This window comes from Gordonia sp. 852002-50816_SCH5313054-c (assembly GCF_001665925.1).
GTDB lineage: Bacteria > Actinomycetota > Actinomycetes > Mycobacteriales > Mycobacteriaceae > Gordonia > Gordonia jacobaea.
Genome location: NZ_LZTE01000025.1, coordinates 187993 through 205180, shown reverse-complemented (window position 1 = coordinate 205180; position 17188 = coordinate 187993). Strand labels below are relative to the sequence as shown.

Here is a 17188-nt window from a genome sequence, read left to right as displayed (position 1 = left end):
TCACGTATCGGCTGTGCCCGCGATATCGAGTGCAGGCCCGAGCCAGCGTCGAAGATAGACACGCAACTGCTCCGGCGTACGCGGTGGGTCCGAGGGGTACTGCAGAAACGACATCAGCACGCGCAGCATGAACTCGGCGAGTCCCTCGAGTTTCTCGTCGTCGATTCCCACCTCGTCCCAGTCGATCGGGAATCGTCGCAACACCGACGCGCCGAACTCCATTGCGCGAGAGGATGTTGCGCCACGGCTGAAGAGTTCGTTCTCCCCCACCTGAACGAGAAGTCCGATATACGGTTCGTCGGGCAGTCGCCCCAACGTGTAGACGATGGCCTCGGCAAGGGCATCGCGCGGATCGGTGATGTCGGCGACGTGATCGGTGAGGCGGTCGAGGAACTGCGTGGCACCTGCTTCACCAACCGCGGTCAGTAGTTCGGCGGTCGTCGGGAACACGCGGTAGACCGTCTGCCTGGTGACCTGGAGTTCGGCGGCGACATCGGCGAGAGTTGCCTTGCCAGGACCCGAACGATCGATGCACCGCATCGCGGCCGCCACGATGCGTTCGCGTGCTTCGTCTTCGGTGCGCGGCAGGTCGCCGCCCCAACCTCGGGTTCTCATCGGTCAATCGTCGCACGCGGGTATTTCGAATCTGGTCATACACATAAGCATTGTTTGTATGATCGAGCATGTCGGCCACGCCCCTTCACCAGCCTGAGGTGCACCAATGCAGACCTGTACAGCCGAGTACCTCCGCCTGTCGGAGACGCTGACCGGTGTTCGATGCGACGGCAATGCGTTCGTCACGTTCACCAATCCGGCGAACCTCGCGAACTGGACCCTGCCCGTCATCGAGGCGACGCTCGTCATCGGACTCGTCGCGTGTCTGATCCACGCCATCCGGTGGTATCGCGCCACGCGCGACGCGTCGAATCTGGTGGTGTGGTGCAGCGGGATACTCGCATTGCTCCTCGTCGAACCGATCGCCTACTTTCCGCAGTGGTTCGGTATCGAGGAAGAACTCGGACTGACCTTCGCGCACAACATGTTTACGGTGCAGTTCCTCTACGACCGGTTACCGCTCTACATCATCGCGATGTACCCGGTCTACCTGTACGTGGCGTACACGCTCGTCCAGCGGACGGGAATCTTCAAGCGCTACAACATCTTCGTATCCGCAGCCTGCGTGGCTTTCGTATTCCACTGCCTGTACCAGGTTGTCGACGGCCTTGGGCCACAGATGAAGTGGTGGGTGTGGAACCCAGAAGTCTCCACGGCACACCCGTCATTCAGCGGTATCCCCCTGCTGAACATGAGCGCCTTCAGCGTCATGCTGCCGTTCGGCATCGCCCTGGTGACGCGCTGGTTGTGCACAGTCCCGCACCGCGGCGGTTGGTATCTCGTCCGCGACGTCGCGCTGACGAGTGTGCTCGTCTGGCCCGTCCTCTTCGTCGGATCAATTCCCCCCACCATCCTCGATCTGCTGGGCGGTTCGCTACTGGTCGGTCGAGCCGTCTCGGCGTGGACCTACGTGGCGATCCTGGCGGTCGTCACCGTCGCGGCATTCCGGGGCGCCTACCGAGCACGCCGCAGTGATCCGTCGTTCCTCCCCGAACCGCTTGCGCGGGAATGGTTTCCGGTGATCTGCTCCGCGGTATACCTGGTCGTCGCGGCAGTGCTGTGGATCAGTGCACTGCCCGACTACTTCGCAGCTGTCGACGGGGTGGCACCCAACGGCGGACGCATCGGGCCGCTTCCGTATGCGACCGCCGCCTACGTGGCCTCGGCGTTGCTCACGATCGGTTCGTTCGTCGGCGTCCGACGCCCTCGGGCCTCCGCCCCCACGGAACGCGTCCGAAGCGGCTCGGAGCTGCCTGCACCGTCTGCCTCGTGAATCGACCTGCCGCACAGACAACTACGGCCCCCGCGTCACTGCGGGGGCCGTAGTTCATTCCTGTGGGGGTGATTCCGTTCGATAACTCAGCCGTCGAAGTGCGACAGCAAGAAGTTGGTGGCGGGCAGCAGCGTGAACACCATCGGCAGCGCGTGGTTGACCACGAGGCCGGGGAAGATCGGCGGGATCGTGTTGGTGATCATGCGAACGTCAGCTCCCTGAGCACGCCAGTCACGGTCGAGCGTGGCCACCTGGCCGTACGGAATGACGTCGTCGCTGAGGCCACCTTCGAGCAGGACCGGCGCGTTCGGCTTGAGCCTGCCGATCCGCTGCTCGTCGACGATCTTCTTGACGTTCGGGTAGCGATTGATGACCGCAGACAACGACTTTCCGTCGCGTGTCCACGAACTCGTGCGCTGGAATCCGAAACTCAGCCCGGTATCGGCGATGCACTGCGTCGACAGTTGCTTGAGCACCTGACGTCCGCGGGGTGTCGTCTCCTTGTCGACGACGGTCTTCAGTTCGGGATAGCGGGCCTCGAGACCATTGATGGCATAACCGATTCCGCCGACGATGAACGTGCCGTCGATCTGGTCGATCACCTTCGACAGGTCCGCGGGCGGTGCACCCGCATACGATGCCTTGACGTTCAGTTCGGGAGCGTAGCTCGACGCCAGTTCGGCCGCCGATGCCGACGCACCGCCGCCCTGCGAGTAACCGGAGAAGCCGACCGGCGCGTTGGCGGGCGCCTTCTCGACCTTCAGCGCCGCACGCGCCGCGTCGAGCATCGCCTGGCCGGACTCGACCCTGTTCACGTAGGTGTGAATTCCCGGGGTGCCCATGCCGATGTAGTCGGTGATGGCCACGCGCACGCCGTTGATCAGCAAGAGATTCAGTTCGAGAGCCGTGTAGTTCAGCGCGAGGCTCGGCTTGCTCGGGTCGATCGCGACGGGCAGGCTCATCAGTTTCGAGCCAGCGCACTGATCACCCTGACCGATGGTTCCCGGGCCGAGCACGACGGTTGGTCGCGGACCCTTGCCTCGCCACGGCGCAGTGGGTTCGACGACGGTCCCGGTGACCGCCGCGGGCGTTCCATCCTGGTAGCGAGAGGTGTACATGATCCGCGTCGCCGTGCCCGGCCACTGGTTCTTGATGCCGGGAATCTGCAGCAGCAGCGGGCTGGGCTCGCTGCGGATGATCGACCCCGGAGTCGCCGAGAACTGCGACGGCGGGGTGTAGAAATCCGCCGCGTGAGCCGGTCCGACTGCCGCCGTCGCAGCACCAAGAGCCAACGCACCCGTCGTGAGCGCAACCGTGGACCGTCGTGTCACACGACCGATCCGCCTACCTGAGATGAATCCCCGAATTCGTGTCATGGACGTAACCTACCGCACAGTAAGTCACGGGTGTGATCCAGGGCGCAGGCGTGTTACGGGAAACTACGCAAAGCGCACATTCATTGTTGCTAGGCCAAAAATCTTGCGACCAGCCGACTTCGCCACGATGATGACGACGCCGCTGCGGGTCTCGGGATCGAGCGACTTGATCTTGCCGCTGAACTCGATGTCGCCGCCCTCTGCAGCAGACACGACCGCGACCTGCGACAAACGCACCGCGTACCGCGTCACGGCGCCCGGATCGCCCGACCACGCCGACACGAAGCCCGCGCCGAGCCCCATCGTCAGCATTCCGTGAGCGATCACGTCGGGAAGGCCGGCCAGCTTGGCGATCGACTCGTCCCAATGGATCGGATTACCGTCTCCGGAGACGCCCGCATAGTTGACCAGATCTCCGCGCGAGAGGCGGGCGTGCCGCACCGGCAGCGCGTCGCCGACCGTCAGCGAGTCGAAGTCGAGGCTGCCCGGAGCTCGCTGGGCGCCCGCACTCGAAATGACCTGTGCGCCTTCGGGTCGCACCGTCTTCACGTACGCGGCGTCCGAATCGTCGGACGACAGGACGTTCACGTCGTGCACCATGATGCTGCGGACCGCGTCGTTGATGCCCGGGTCGACATCGTCGGACGTCACGCCGACGACCGTGGTGTGCATGGTGTGCACGACCTCGCCCGCGGCGTCGGTGAACGTGTTGGTGACGGTGATCAGGTCGCGACCGGCGATGCGTCGAATCGACGACAGCTCGACGTCGGTCGTCAGTTCGTCACCCGCGACGATCGGTCGATGTTGCTCGAAGACCTGCTCGGTCTGCACGTAGGTCTCGTAACCGACCACGACCGACTCGAACAGAGCTCGGTTGGCGCCCATCGCCGGGATCGCCGTGAACGTCAGTGGCGCAACAAGTCCCGAGTAGCCGAGTGCGTGTGCAGCCTCTTCATCGCGGTGTGCGGCGTTGTGGTCTTGGACCGCGCGCGCGTACTCGCGCACCTTCTCACGACCGACCAGATAGGGCTCGTCGATCTTGTAGTAGTGGCCGAGTCTGTCGGCAACCGCCGGAGCGTCTGTGGGAGTTGACATCGTGATTCACCAATCGGCGGTTGTCGGATCAGGTGTGATGGTGCGGGACCTAGTTGGCCGGGCTGTTACCCGACGAGCAGCTCCGCGATCTGAATCGTGTTGAGAGCCGCACCCTTTCGCAGGTTGTCACCCGACACGAACAGCGCGAGTCCTCGACCGTCCGGCACGCCGGGATCCTGTCGAATCCGACCGACGAGCGAGTTGTCCTTGCCCGCCGCAGCGAGTGGGGTCGGAACGTCGGTCAACTCCACTCCCGCTGCACCGGAGAGGATCTCGTTGGCCTGGGCGGGAGACAGCGGCTGTGCGAACTCGGCGTTGATCGACAACGAGTGCCCGGTGAATACCGGCACCCGCACACAGGTTCCGCTGACGAGCAGCTCCGGAAGCCCGAGGATCTTGCGAGATTCGTTGCGCAGCTTCTGATCTTCGTCGGTCTCACCAGAACCGTCGTCGACCAGCGCTCCGGCAAGCGGCAACACATTGAACGCGATGGGCGCGACGTACTTGACCGGCGCGGGGAAGTCGATCGCCGAGCCGTCGTAGACAAGCTTTTCGAGGTCGTCGATCGCCGCACGCGACTCGGTGGCGAGCTCATCGACGCCTGCGAGCCCACTGCCCGACACCGCCTGATACGACGACACGATCAGTCGTTGCAGCCCTGCCGCATCGTGCAGCGGCTTGAGAACCGGCATCGCGGCCATCGTGGTGCAGTTCGGATTGGCGACGATCCCCTTGGGTGGATTCTTCGCCAGCTCGCCGTTGACCTCCGAAACCACCAGCGGCACATCGGGATCCTTGCGCCACGCCGACGAGTTGTCGATCACGGTCACGCCCGCGGCGGCAAACCGTGGCGCCTGCTCGCGCGACATGGTGGCACCTGCCGAGAACAGCGCGATGTCGAGGCCGGTCGGGTCTGCGGTCGCAGCATCCTCGACGACGATCTCGCCGTCACCCCACGGCAGCTTCTTACCCGCCGACCGAGGAGAGGCGAAGAATCGCACCTCGTCAGCGGGAAAGTTGCGCTCCGCCAACAGGGTTCGCATGACGCCGCCGACCTGACCGGTGGCTCCGACAACTCCGATACGTACGCCCATGGCTCAGCGCCCCGTTCCTGCGTAGACAACGGCTTCTTCTTCTCCGCCGAGGTCGAAGGCCTCGTGCAGTGCGCGCACGGCGTCGTCGAGTTCGGTGTCGCGGCACAGCACCGAGATTCGGATCTCCGACGTCGAGATCAACTCGATGTTGATGCCGACGTTGCTCAGCGCCTCGCAGAACGTCGCCGTGACGCCGGGATGGCTCTTCATGCCTGCGCCCACCAGCGAGACCTTGCCGATGTGGTCGTCGTAGAGGACCTCGGTGAAGCCGATCTCCTCCTGCAGCTTGGTGAGCTTCTCGACGCCGAGCGGCCCGAGTTCACGCGGGAGAGTGAAGGTGATGTCGGTCTTGCCCGTCTCGACCTTCGAGATGTTCTGCAGCACCATGTCGATGTTGATCTCGGCGTCGGCGACGGCACGGAACACCTTCGCGGCGTAACCGGGCTGATCGTCGAGGCCTACGACGGTGATCTTGGCCTCGCTGCGATCGTGTGCGACACCGGTGAGAATCGCTTCTTCCACGGGAATGTCCTCCATCGAGCCGGCAACCAGCGTGCCGGGTTTGGTCGAGTACGACGAGCGCACGTGTACGGGAACGTTGTATCGGCGGGCGTATTCCACACACCGCAGCATCAGCACCTTCGCGCCGCACGCGGCCATCTCGAGCATCTCCTCGAAGGAGACGGTCTCGAGGCGTCGGGCGTCGGGGACGATGCGCGGGTCGGCGGTGTAGACGCCGTCGACGTCGGTGTAGATCTCGCACACGTCGGCTTCGAGGGCCGCGGCCAACGCGACGGCCGTCGTATCCGATCCGCCGCGGCCGAGCGTCGTGATGTCCTTGGTGTCCTGCGAGACGCCCTGGAAACCTGCGACCAGCACGATCTTGCCCTCGTCGAGCGCACTGCGCACACGACCGGGCGTGACGTCGATGATCTTGGCCTTGCCGTGGCTGCTGGTGGTGATCACACCAGCCTGCGAGCCGGTGAACGACTGCGCCTGCGCACCGAGCGAGCTGATGGCCATCGCGACGAGAGCATTGGAGATGCGCTCGCCCGAGGTGAGCAGCATGTCCATCTCGCGAGCCGGTGGGGCCGGGTTGACCTGTTGCGCGAGGTCGAGGAGTTCGTCGGTGGTGTCGCCCATCGCGGACACGACCACGACGACGTCGTTCCCCTGCTTCTTGGTCTCCACGATGCGCTCGGCGACCCGACGGATGCGCTCAGCTGTCGCAACCGATGATCCACCGTATTTCTGCACCACGAGTGCCACGTAGATAACCTCCCGGCAGGGCTCGACGTCGGGTTTTCCGCTTGACTGCCGAGACAACCTTACCGACGATGCCCGCGGGCTCCACGTCGTGGTGGTGGCGGGACGGCTTCCACGTGCTGCAGACCACACGCGTCCCCTAACATCGCTGAGGTGACCAGCGAGACCGAGGTCGGGAAGGCGAGCCGACAACGCCGCTCCCGGAAGACCAGCGTCGCACCCGGCGCGACGTCCGCTGATCGAGCCGACGCGCCTGCCGCGGGTCGGCCCGGGGCGAATCCGCGTCGAGTCCGCCGGGTTGAGCGGCCCGCAGCCGGCGACGGGCGGGAGGAGATCGAAGCCACCTCACGTCCGGCCGTCGAAGACGACTCGCTGCCCTACTGGGTGACGGCGATCGGGGTGTTCATCGCGATCCGGATCGTCGGGTTGCTGGTGCTCGGTCGGTTCGCGCAGTTGCGCGAGACCAGCGTCGGAAACGCATTGTCGGCGTGGGATGGCAAGTGGATGCTCGCGATTGCCGAGCACGGTTACGGCGACGTGCCGTATTCCCTCACCGACGCCCGCGGTCTGCATACCGCCGACACCGCGTACGCCTTTTTTCCGGGGTATCCGTATCTGGTCGGGTGGATCGCCAAGCTTCCGTTCATCACGCCGTTCGGTGCGGCGATCTCGCTCAACGTCGTTCTCGGTTGCCTGACGGCCGTCGGAGCCGCTCGGTTGGGCGCTGACTGCGTACGTGCGATGGGTAACCGCTCGCCACTGACGCGCGGGGTGTCGGTCAATCCCGAACGTGTCGGGCTCTACCTTGTCGCGATCCTGGCCGCGACGCCGATGGCGATCGTGCTCAACATGGCTTACACCGAGGCGTTGTTCTGCGCGCTGACGGTGTGGGCGCTCGTCGGAGTGATCGAACGCAACTGGCTGCTCGCAGGCGTTGCAGCTTGCCTCGCGGGAACCGTGCGCCCGACGGCCGTCGTCATCATCGGCGTCGTGATGGTTGCCGCGGCGCTGACATTGGTGCGCGATCGGGATGCGCGCTCGTGGCGATCACGACGCGGAAGTGGCGCCTACCTGTGGCTGGCGATCGTGCTGAGTCCACTCGGATATCTCGGCTACCTCGCGGTCGTCTGGGCACACACGGGCTCGCCAACCGGCTGGTTCCGCATCCAGACCGAGGGCTGGGACACCCGGATCGACGGCGGCGTCGTCACCTTCAACTTCGTCAACGACGCGCTGGTGAACTCCGGCGAGGTCGCCTCCGTCGCCACCGCGTGGATCATCATCGCGACGTTGATCATGGTCGTCGTCGCATTCTGGGCGCGCCTGCCGTGGCCGGTGGTCGTCTACGGGACGCTCGTCGTGGCGTCGATCATGCTGTCGAGCGGACTGATGATCAGCCGTCCCCGGCTGCTGCTGCCCGCCTTTGTGCTGCTGCTTCCGCTCGCGATCGCGTTGGCCAAGCAGCGGACATCGGTCGGCGTGGCCGTCGTGGTCCCGATGGTCATCGGCAGCGCCTGGTTCGGCGCGCACATGCTGACCGTCTACCCGCACGCGATGTGAGGTCGGAGGTCGGGGTTCTTCCTCGGGTTTCGGCCGGGCCGCGCGGCTCTTCCTCGGGTTTCGGCCCGGCCGCTCGACTCTTCCTCGGGTTTTGCGCGTTCCCCGCGACACTTCTCGCCGAAAGCGAAGGAAGCCACGGAAAGAATCCTTCCCCTACTTTCTGCACCCGGTCGACGCTCAGCCGCGCGGGCGGAGGCCGTCGAGCACGAGGCCGACCATGCGTCGGCGCGTCTCGGGTGTGTCCTCGGCGACGCACGTCATCGACAGTCCGCCCACCAGGCGTGAGATGTCCGACGGCTCGATGTCTTCGCGGAACACGCCCTCGCGCTGGCCCTTCTCGAGCGTCGCGGCCATCAGTTCGCGTGACTGATCGCGGGCCTCGCTGAAGACCGGAGCCTCGTCGCCGACGGCCGCGAGGATCGCCTCCTTCATGCCGCGCTTGGTGCTCGCGGTGGACATGTACGCCTCGAAGACGCCGGCCAATGCGACGTCGGCAGGCCCTGACTCGAGCAGGCGCCAGCCGTCGGCGATGATCGAGTCCGAGTAGCTCCGAAATGTGGCTTCGATAAGCGCCGCGCGATTGGGAAAGTGCCGGTACAGCGTCCCTATGCCCACGCCGGCCTCGGCGGCGACCTTGTCGAGCGCGACGTCGACGCCCTCGGCGTGGAAGAGGTCCGCGGCCGCGGCGATCAGCTTGTCGTAGTTGCGTGCGGCATCGGCGCGGGCGGGCCGTCGGGACAGAGTTCGCCGCGAATCGTTCCCACTCGCGGCCCCGACCACTGACTCCCCAGCCACGGCGACTCCTACCTTCCGACACGAATAGCACCGACGACGCCGCGCGCACAGATCGAGCACAGCGGCGCCAGCAGACACAACAGTTGCAAAGCGGAGGACCCTCCGTATATTAATCGGAGGAAGCTTCCGTTTCTCCAGTGAGTGTACTCCACACCGGCGTGGGTGAGCCCCATCAGACTCACGCCGAATTCAGTGCACTGCTCCGCCGATCCATTCATTCGAAAAGAGCGGCCACATGTCCCTTTCCTCCATTGATCGCACGGCAGATTCGACGCCTTCGGGCTCAGGCCTACGCTCGCGCATCAACACCGATGCCCTGGTGCTGGTCGCCGTGCTCGGATGCCAGTTGATGGTGGTGGTCGACGCCACGATCGTCAACGTCGCACTGCCCGATATTCAACGCTCCCTTGGCTTTTCGACGTCAAATCTCTCCTGGGTGCTCAACGCCTACACGCTCACCTTCGGTGGGCTGCTACTACTCGGCGCCCGCCTGGGCGACATTCTCGGTCGACGCCGCACCTTCCTCGACGGTCTCGGACTGTTCGTCGCGGCGTCGGCATTCGGTGGTCTCGCAACCGATTCGACGATGCTCCTCGTTGCCCGCGCCCTGCAGGGCGTCGGCGCCGCGATCGCAGCACCCGCTGCACTGGCACTACTGATGACCCGATTCTCCGACGGCGCGCAGCGCACGCGCGCACTGGCGCTGTTCACCGCCGTCTCGATCGGTGGATTCTCGCTTGGCCTCGTCTCAGGCGGAGCGCTCGTGCAGTGGCTCGACTGGCGCTGGGTCTTCTTCGTCAACGTGCCGATCGGACTCGTGGTGATCGTCGCGGGTGCACTGTCACTACCGCGCACCACACGCGAGCGCGGCTCCTTCGATCTACCAGGCGCCGTATTGTCCACTGCCGGAATAGGTCTCATCGTGTACGGCCTCGTCAACGCGGCCGAGCACGGATGGAGCAGCACGATCACCATCATCGCCCTCGTCGCAGGCGCAGCACTTCTCGGCGCGTTCGTCTACGCCGAAGACCGCGCACACCAACCGATCACACCGCTGCGCCTCTTCGCCTCGACGCCGCGGAGCGCTGCATTCGCCGGTCGATTGGTGATGGTCGCGGGCTTCATGGGCATGATGTTCTTCCTCACGCAATACATGCAGGAGGTGCTGCACTACGGCCCACTCGAAACCGGATTGGCATACCTGCCGATGACGGCGGCGACTTTCGGCGCATCACAGTTGAGTGCGCGAGTTCTGGTGCCACGCTTGAGTACTCGCACCCTGCTACTCATAGCCTTCGGTGCAGCGGCAGCCGGCCTGTATTGGCTGAGCACTCTCGACGCTCCTACTCCGTATCTGTCACTGCTCGGGCCGTTCATCCTCGTCGGTGCGGGCGGCGGTATGGCCTTCCTGTCGCTGACCACGGCGTCGTTACGCGGCGTCGACCCTCAGGATGCCGGCGCGGCGTCGGGCTTGGTCAACACCGCGCAACAGCTCGGCGGCACAGTCGGTTTGGCGATCATGGTTGCCGTCTTCGGGGCCCCAACACGCGGAATGCCCACGTCGACAATCACATTCGCCCACGGCATGACAGTCACCGTACTGGTCGCTGCCATCCTGCTGACGGCTGGCGGCGTGCTGATGGCACTCACCCAGGGTGAGGCGCGCCCGCGACCGGTCGAGACATCACTCACGTGATCCGACGCGGCGTCGTCGACCTCACCTACGATTTCGACGACGCCGCTCTCGCCTCGAACCCCGCGCACAGATAGTCGACTCCGGCGTCGAGCAGCGCGCGCGGATCGTTCAACCGTGTGGCGTCGGCAGCGTCGGACAACGTGGACAGGTGCGGCAACCGCGAGGTGACCCGACCGGCGATGAGATCAGCGAGTCCACTCGGATGTTCACCGGGCGATGCGTCGAGCAACTCTTCACTGACCTGCGCGAGCGCGACGCCATTGACGTAGCTCCACAACGTGAGTGCCATTTCGGTGGCGGTAGTGATGTCGATGCCGAGTTCGGTGAAGCCCGCCGCGAGCCAGTCAAGGCCCTCGAGCGCGTCGACACCAAAGCTGTAGCGCGGCGCCGAGTACGCCAGCACCACCCACGGATGGCGGCGATAGAGCTGCCAATCGATGTCGACGGCGATCGCGACCCGTTCGCGCCACGACCATGGCCCCGCCTCGTCGACGGGATAGGGAAATCGACGACCGATCTCCTCGGCCATCGCCTCGAGCAGCGCGTCCTTGTCGGAGATGTGCCGGTAGAGCGACATCGCGCCGACGCCCAGTTCGTCAGCGATGCGTCGCATCGACAGCGCGGGCAGCCCGTCCCGGTCGGCGACGTTGATGGCGGTGTCGACGATCAGCTCGGTGGTGAGCTTGGGCGCACGCTCGTCGGCCACCAACTCTCCTCACGTGTCGGGAATAAATTGTTTGCGTACAGCGTACTCATCACCGTACCGTCGATGCGTACGGCGTACGCGGGTGCCCGAGAGCACAACACCGTCGACGCATTCACACTTATCGAAGGAGAGCAGTAGTCATGTCCGTCCGCATCCGTCCGTCCGAGAAGCGCACCCGCGAAAATCCGGGCGCCGATCGACGCGCGTGGTGGGGACTGGCCGTGCTGACCCTTCCGGTTCTCCTGGTCTCGATGGACTTCTCCGTCCTCTACCTCGCGATCCCGGCGATCACCGACGCCCTCGATCCCAGCGCCGCCCAGCAGTTGTGGATTCTCGACATCTACGGGTTCCTCATCGCAGGACTGCTCATCACGATGGGCAACGTCGGCGACCGCGTCGGCCGTCGACGCATCCTGCTGTTGGGTGCCGCGATGTTCGGCATCGCCTCGGTCATCGCCGCGTTCGCTCCCACCGCGGGCGTCCTGGTCGCTGCTCGCGCGCTGATGGGTATCGGTGGTGCGACGCTGATGCCGTCGAGCCTGTCGCTGATCGCCAACATGTTTCCCGACGCCAAGTCGCGCGGCCGGGCCATCGGTGTGTGGACCGCCGCCTTCGCGGGCGGTTCGGCCATCGGCCCCGTCGTCGGAGGCGTTCTGCTGCACCACTATTGGTGGGGCGTCGTCTTCCTGATCAACGTGCCGGTACTCGCCGTGCTGTTCCTCCTGGGACCCAAGCTGATCCCCGAGTACCGCGCAGGCACCGGTGAACCGTTCGACTTCATCGGCGTCGGACTCTCCCTGCTTGCGATCCTGCCGATCGTCTACTCGATCAAGACGATGGCGTCAGAAGGTGCCACCCTCCCGGTCGCAGCAGTCGGCGTGCTCGGTGTCGTGATGTTCGTGTTCTTCCTCATGCACCAGCGTCGAACCACAGCGCCACTGCTCGACCTGAAACTGTTCCGCAACGTGCAGTTCAGCGCCGCCGTGACGGTCGCGTTGTTCGGCATGATGGCGCTCGGCGGTATGTCGTATCTGACGGGCGTCTACCTGCAGTCGGTGCGCGACTTCGACGTCCTCAACGCCGCACTCGCCGGACTGCCGATGGCGATCGCCGTCGCGGTGTTCTCCATCGGTGCGACGCGCATCGCTGCGCGTGTCGGCATGCGGACGGCGTTCGTCGGGTCGGTCGCACTCGCCGCTGCGGGCAACCTGGGACTCCTGTGGCTCACGACGTCCAGCCCGCTGTGGGTCTACCTCGTGTTCACCTCGATCGCCGGTATCGGCTACGGCATCCAGTTCTCGCTGGTGTCCGACGTCGTCGTCGGCTCGGTGCCCGCGGAGAGATCCGGTGCGGCGTCGGGCATCTCGGAGACCAGCTTTGAGCTGGGAACCGCGCTCGGCCTCGCTCTGCTCGGTTCGCTCGCAACGCTGATGTTCCGCGAACACGGCGACGGCTGGGCGTTCGGCGACACCCTCGGCGAGACTCTGCACCGCTCCAACGAGATGGGTCCCGCGGGCGCCGAACTCGCCACCGCGGCCAAGCAGGCATTCGTCGACGGCATCCACGCGGCGTCACTCGCGTCGGTGATCGCGCTCGGTGTGCTCGGCGTGATTCTCGCGGTCGTGATGCGTACACCGCGCGTCGTCGAGCAGTCGGTGGATCCCGAACTGCCTGCCGCGCAGGACAGTTAGCCCTGTCGCGGGAGTCCGCTCCCACGCACGCTGCTCCTCATGCCGTTGTGCTCCAGTACCGTTGGCGCGGTGCATGAACTGATCAGTCAGCGCTGGAGCGCTCGCGGCTACGACGCCGAGGCCACCGTCTCGGTCGACGAGGTCACCGAGATCCTCGACGCCGGACGGTGGGCACCCACGTGGGGACGCATGCAGCCGGTGAGGTTTGTGGTCGGTCTGCGCGGCGATACGACGTTCGACGCGCTGACCGCCACACTCAACCGGGGCAACACGACGTGGGCGCCCGCCGCAGGTGCACTGATCCTGTTGTGCACCACCGACGATCCGTCCGACCCCAAGCCCGACCTCTACGGCGGCGTCGACCTCGGGCTCGCGTTGGCACAGATGATCCTGCAGTGTGGCGCACTCGGCCTCAACGGACATCCACTCGCCGGATTCGACAAGGACTCCGCCAGAAGGGCTTTCGGCATACCCGCCGACAAGAAGCCCCTTGCGATGCTGGCCGTCGGTCATCTCGCCGACCCCTCGACGCTGCCCGCCGAGATCCGCGAGCGCGACGCCGAGCCGCGCGAACGGCTACCCCTCGACGAGGTCGCGTTCAGCGGCCACTGGGGCGAGCCGTTCGCGGCTCGCTGAGCGCCTCTACCCGCTGCAGGTCTCGAGCGCCTTCTTGATCGCGGCCCGGTGCGCGCTGCGATCCTTCTTGGCGATGCCATGGTCGCGCAGGAAGTTCTTGATCTCGGCGCGCTCCGGGTGCTTCTTGCGCATCTCTTCACGCTGCTGCTTGCGCTGAGCAGGGGTCAGCACGATCGTGTTCTCGAAATGCTCCTTGGCGCGCGGATGAGACTGGATCTCTTTCCACAGCGCGGGGTCTTCCTTGGCCAACGCCTTCTCGACTCCGGCCAACGTGCACTTGGTGCCGGGCACCGGGGTTGTCTGCGCGGGTGCGGGTTTTGCCTCATGCGGGGCCGGAGCGGCGTTCGCCACTCCGCCCGTCGCGATCGCGCTCGCGACGCCGACACCGGCCAACGCGACAGTGATGCGACGTGCCGTCGCTCCGGTGAACAAACGTGACATGTCTCTACCTTTCTCGGCACACACTCGCGGTTGAGTGTCGCAGCCAACCTTCCGGCGGCTCCTCGAAGCAAACGCCCAAAAGCTAAGTGCCGCCTGAGAATTCACAGTGCGAACGCCCAGTAATGCTCAGGCAAAGAGACTTTCAGTCGGCGCCAAAGTATCCTTTTTCGCCACTAATCCGACAGAACACCCCAATGTGGCGGGCCGCAAACTATGGTAAGCCTAGCCTGTGAAACTCATGCGTCGTGCGATCGTGACAGCCCTGACCGTCGGCAGCATCGGTGCTGCCGTGACCACGGCCGCTCCGGCCGCCCATGCGGCAGACACGGCATTCTCGGACGAGTTCAACGGTGCGGCCGGATCGGCTCCCAACAGCGCCCTGTGGAATTACGAAACCGGAGGCGGGGGCTGGGGTAACGACGAAAAGCAGACCTACACCTCGAGCCGAGAGAACTCACGCCTCGACGGAAGCGGAAATCTTCTCATCGAGGCCAAGAACTCCGGTAGCGGGTGGACGTCGGCCCGGCTGAACACCAAGGACAAGCGCGAATTCACCTACGGCACCATCTCCGCGCGGCTCTCACTTCCCACCGGCGCCGGCCTGCACAGCGGGTTCTGGCTACTCGGAGCCGACATCTGGGAAGTCGGGTTCCCGGAGTCCGGCGAGATCGATATCGCCGAACACATCAACAGCTACAACTTCGTGCACATCGGCGTTCACGGCCCGACCGGTTCCGACGGCTTCGGTTCGGCCGACGCCGGGTCGTTGCGCGACATCCTGCCCGACGCCATCCCGCTTCCCGACGGCGCCAACGGCAAGTACCAGCGCGGCTCCGACATCACGGGCATCGACCCCACCGACTTCCACACCTACGGCGTCCGCAAGACGGCCACCTCGATCACGTTCCTCTTCGACGGGCAGTCGGTGTACACCGTCAATCGAGCCGACCTCACCGCCGGCCAGCGGTGGGTCTTCGACAAGCCGATGTACCCGATCCTGAACCTGGCCATCGGTGGTGTCTGGCCTGGTCCGACGAACTCTGCCACGCCCAACCCGGCGACGATGAAGGTCGACTGGCTGCGCTACACCCCCTGACCGACCCGGCCGTAGGGTTGACCGGTGCCCGGCTCTGACTCGCCAACACCAGCTGAACCGTTCAGACCACAGCCTCCCCCTCGCCTGCACGTCAGGCGCGCACTGTTCGCGATCCCCGACGTTCGCGGGCGCTGGCCCGCGGCCATCCGAGCGGGTCTCGCGTTTGCGGTGCCCGCGTGCGTCCTGCTCGCCGTCGGATTCGAGCGCGACTCGCTACTCGCGGCGCTCGGCGCCTTCGCCGTGCTCTACGGCGAGAAGCGCCCATACCGAGTGCGGTGGCGGGCGATCGTGCTCGCGGCCGCCGTACTGATCGCCGCGGCCACACTGTTCGGGCTTCTCGGCCACTTCGCCGGTCCGCACCCGAACACAGCGATCGCGCTGACGGTGGTCGTCGCTCTCGTGGCGTGGGCGTCGGCGACGGTGTTCACCGTCAACGCCATGCGACTCGGTCCGCCCGGTCCGTTCTTCTTCGTGCTCACGGCCTGCATCTCGTCCGTGGTGACCGGACACGGCGTCGACGTTTCCGCGCTGGTCATCGCGACGTGCGCAGGCGGATTGAGTTCACTGATCGTCGGAATGGCACCGGCACTGTGGCGTCCGGAAGGGCCACAGACTGCGGCGACGCTCGCCGCGATCGAGACGATCGACGCCTACCTCGCCGACAACCAGTCCACCGATCCCGCACATCGGCACGGTGTGGCGATGTCGACGCTCAACGCGTGGACGGTCCTGCACGACGCCGCTGCCACCGACACTCCACTCGCCCAACGGCTCTGGACGTCGTTGCATCAGTTCCACGTGGCACCGCCGGGTCCGCTGTCGCCGCCGCTGCGTCGACCATCGGTGCGACACCGCCTGTCCACGGCACTTCGCCGCTATAGCCATGCACGCGTCACCACTGCGCGAGTCGCACTCACCGCGCTGGTCGCGGGCGTGGCGTCGCTCGCGATCGGTCTCTCGCGACCGGACTGGGCAATCCTCGGCACCGTCCTGGTGCTGCAGTTGGGGCCCGACCGCATCCGGGGCGTCATCCGCGCAACACACCGACTCGCGGGAACCATCGTCGGCCTGGTGATCTTCGTCGGACTCCACCACCTCGGCCTCACCACACTGTGGCTCATCGTGGTGATCGCCGTGCTCAACGTGCTGATCGAGCTGACGATCGTCGGCAACTACGGCGTCGCGGTCTCGTTCATCACTCCTCTCGCCATGCTCATGGGCAACCCTGAATCCGACATCACCATCCCCGTGCGAGACCGCTTCCTCGAAACGCTGCTCGGCGTCGGGTTGGCTGTCGCAGCACTGTTGTGGCTGCTTCCGCATGCGCACCGACGCACGTGGGCACGCGCCGACACCGACGTCCTCGACAACGTCGACCATCTCCTCGACGACGCCGCGCTCTCACCGATCGGTTCACCGCGCATGCTCGCGGCCCGGCGTGACCTGCAGTGGTCGCTGCTCGAGGCCGAGATGAGTGCAACCGACAGCGCCAGCGACGAACCGGACTGGGCAACACCGCGGTGGCCGCGCCACATCGCGCTGTGTCGGGTGGGATACGAAGCACTCGACTGGTGCTACCGCACCGATCCGTCGACTCCGATCGCTCCCGGAATCCGGAGCACCCTGCGCATGCATCGCACCCTCGTTCACACACCCGAGGACCCCTGACATGCGAGTTCGGACAATGCGGACCTAGAGTCCGAACGACTGACCTCATTTGATCGACGACCAGCCCGGGGAGTACATTTACTCGCATGCAGCGTGCACTCCTTCTCGGTTGCCGCGGCGGGGTCTGACACGACCGGCCCTCCGTCGCGGGGCCTCATCACGCGCCGGTCACTCCCCAAT

At 65.5% G+C, this 17188-nt stretch carries 15 protein-coding genes; 7 read left to right on the top strand and 8 right to left on the bottom strand.

The window, feature by feature from the left end; genetic code table 11:
- A complete protein-coding gene (locus A5788_RS03890; protein WP_064867256.1) occupies positions 1-615 on the bottom strand; it encodes a TetR/AcrR family transcriptional regulator in 615 nt (204 codons plus the stop codon).
- Between the two features lie 106 nt (positions 616-721).
- Between A5788_RS03890 and A5788_RS03885 the strand changes: the two genes are divergently transcribed.
- The gene (locus tag A5788_RS03885) at positions 722-1888 is read left to right on the top strand and encodes a hypothetical protein (protein ID WP_064867254.1); all 1167 of its coding nucleotides are present in this window, start codon (positions 722-724) and stop codon (positions 1886-1888) included.
- A gap of 86 nt (positions 1889-1974) precedes the next feature.
- Here A5788_RS03885 and A5788_RS03880 read toward each other — a convergent pair whose 3' ends face one another.
- The 4 genes from A5788_RS03880 to A5788_RS03865 all read right to left on the bottom strand — a co-directional run bounded on the left by A5788_RS03880 (position 1975) and on the right by A5788_RS03865 (position 6722).
- Positions 1975-3264: a lipase family protein gene (locus A5788_RS03880; RefSeq protein ID WP_231894112.1), complete on the bottom strand. Its 1290-nt coding sequence runs from the start codon at positions 3262-3264 to the stop codon at positions 1975-1977.
- A 63-nt stretch (positions 3265-3327) separates the two neighbouring features.
- A complete protein-coding gene (locus tag A5788_RS03875; RefSeq protein WP_049700536.1) occupies positions 3328-4359 on the bottom strand; it encodes a fused (3R)-hydroxyacyl-ACP dehydratase subunits HadA/HadB in 1032 nt (343 codons plus the stop codon).
- Positions 4360-4424: 65 nt separating this feature from the next.
- The gene (locus A5788_RS03870; RefSeq protein WP_049700535.1) at positions 4425-5453 is read right to left on the bottom strand and encodes an aspartate-semialdehyde dehydrogenase; all 1029 of its coding nucleotides are present in this window, start codon (positions 5451-5453) and stop codon (positions 4425-4427) included.
- Positions 5454-5456: 3 nt separating this feature from the next.
- Positions 5457-6722, bottom strand: a complete 1266-nt coding sequence (locus tag A5788_RS03865; protein WP_005209522.1) for an aspartate kinase — start codon at positions 6720-6722, stop codon at positions 5457-5459.
- A gap of 150 nt (positions 6723-6872) precedes the next feature.
- Between A5788_RS03865 and A5788_RS03860 the strand changes: the two genes are divergently transcribed.
- Positions 6873-8279 carry a hypothetical protein gene (locus tag A5788_RS03860; RefSeq protein WP_431816331.1) on the top strand — a complete coding sequence of 469 codons (1407 nt, stop codon included), beginning with the start codon at positions 6873-6875 and terminating at the stop codon, positions 8277-8279.
- A 177-nt stretch (positions 8280-8456) separates the two neighbouring features.
- On the opposite strand, the gene A5788_RS03855 is transcribed toward A5788_RS03860, so the two are convergent.
- Positions 8457-9074, bottom strand: coding sequence for a TetR/AcrR family transcriptional regulator (locus tag A5788_RS03855; RefSeq protein ID WP_197494470.1), 618 nt, complete (start codon positions 9072-9074; stop codon positions 8457-8459).
- A 235-nt stretch (positions 9075-9309) separates the two neighbouring features.
- Here A5788_RS03855 and A5788_RS03850 point away from each other — a divergent pair, with 235 nt between their 5' ends.
- Complete coding sequence (locus A5788_RS03850; protein WP_064867248.1) at positions 9310-10770, top strand: MFS transporter; 1461 nt, start codon at positions 9310-9312, stop codon at positions 10768-10770.
- Positions 10771-10795: 25 nt separating this feature from the next.
- Here A5788_RS03850 and A5788_RS03845 read toward each other — a convergent pair whose 3' ends face one another.
- Entirely contained in the window at positions 10796-11476 is a 681-nt protein-coding gene (locus A5788_RS03845; protein ID WP_049700533.1) for a TetR/AcrR family transcriptional regulator, read from the bottom strand.
- Positions 11477-11616: 140 nt separating this feature from the next.
- Here A5788_RS03845 and A5788_RS03840 point away from each other — a divergent pair, with 140 nt between their 5' ends.
- Together A5788_RS03840 and A5788_RS03835 are read left to right on the top strand one after the other, a co-directional pair.
- A complete protein-coding gene (locus A5788_RS03840) occupies positions 11617-13167 on the top strand; it encodes an MFS transporter (RefSeq protein WP_049700532.1) in 1551 nt (516 codons plus the stop codon).
- A 69-nt stretch (positions 13168-13236) separates the two neighbouring features.
- Entirely contained in the window at positions 13237-13803 is a 567-nt protein-coding gene (locus tag A5788_RS03835; RefSeq protein ID WP_049700531.1) for a nitroreductase family protein, read from the top strand.
- Between the two features lie 6 nt (positions 13804-13809).
- On the opposite strand, the gene A5788_RS03830 is transcribed toward A5788_RS03835, so the two are convergent.
- On the bottom strand, positions 13810-14244 hold the full coding sequence (locus A5788_RS03830) for a hypothetical protein (protein WP_049700530.1): 435 nt from the start codon (positions 14242-14244) through the stop codon (positions 13810-13812).
- A 238-nt stretch (positions 14245-14482) separates the two neighbouring features.
- Here A5788_RS03830 and A5788_RS03825 point away from each other — a divergent pair, with 238 nt between their 5' ends.
- The gene (locus tag A5788_RS03825) at positions 14483-15340 is read left to right on the top strand and encodes a glycoside hydrolase family 16 protein (protein WP_049700634.1); all 858 of its coding nucleotides are present in this window, start codon (positions 14483-14485) and stop codon (positions 15338-15340) included.
- A 24-nt stretch (positions 15341-15364) separates the two neighbouring features.
- Positions 15365-17008 (top strand): FUSC family protein, encoded by a 1644-nt coding sequence (locus A5788_RS03820; protein ID WP_049700529.1) that lies wholly within the window; start codon positions 15365-15367, stop codon positions 17006-17008.
- The last annotated feature ends 180 nt before the right edge of the window (positions 17009-17188 follow it).

What these genes read in the sequence shown, in the direction of transcription:
- A5788_RS03890 (WP_064867256.1), bottom strand. Translation starts at nt 615, where the DNA reads ATGAGAACCCGAGGTTGGGGCGGCGACCTGCCGCGCACCGAAGACGAA.
- A5788_RS03885 (WP_064867254.1), top strand. Translation starts at nt 722, where the DNA reads ATGCAGACCTGTACAGCCGAGTACCTCCGCCTGTCGGAGACGCTGACC.
- A5788_RS03880 (WP_231894112.1), bottom strand. Translation starts at nt 3,264, where the DNA reads ATGACACGAATTCGGGGATTCATCTCAGGTAGGCGGATCGGTCGTGTG.
- A5788_RS03875 (WP_049700536.1), bottom strand. Translation starts at nt 4,359, where the DNA reads ATGTCAACTCCCACAGACGCTCCGGCGGTTGCCGACAGACTCGGCCAC.
- A5788_RS03870 (WP_049700535.1), bottom strand. Translation starts at nt 5,453, where the DNA reads ATGGGCGTACGTATCGGAGTTGTCGGAGCCACCGGTCAGGTCGGCGGC.
- A5788_RS03850 (WP_064867248.1), top strand. Translation starts at nt 9,310, where the DNA reads ATGTCCCTTTCCTCCATTGATCGCACGGCAGATTCGACGCCTTCGGGC.
- A5788_RS03840 (WP_049700532.1), top strand. Translation starts at nt 11,617, where the DNA reads ATGTCCGTCCGCATCCGTCCGTCCGAGAAGCGCACCCGCGAAAATCCG.
- A5788_RS03830 (WP_049700530.1), bottom strand. Translation starts at nt 14,244, where the DNA reads ATGTCACGTTTGTTCACCGGAGCGACGGCACGTCGCATCACTGTCGCG.
- A5788_RS03825 (WP_049700634.1), top strand. Translation starts at nt 14,483, where the DNA reads ATGCGTCGTGCGATCGTGACAGCCCTGACCGTCGGCAGCATCGGTGCT.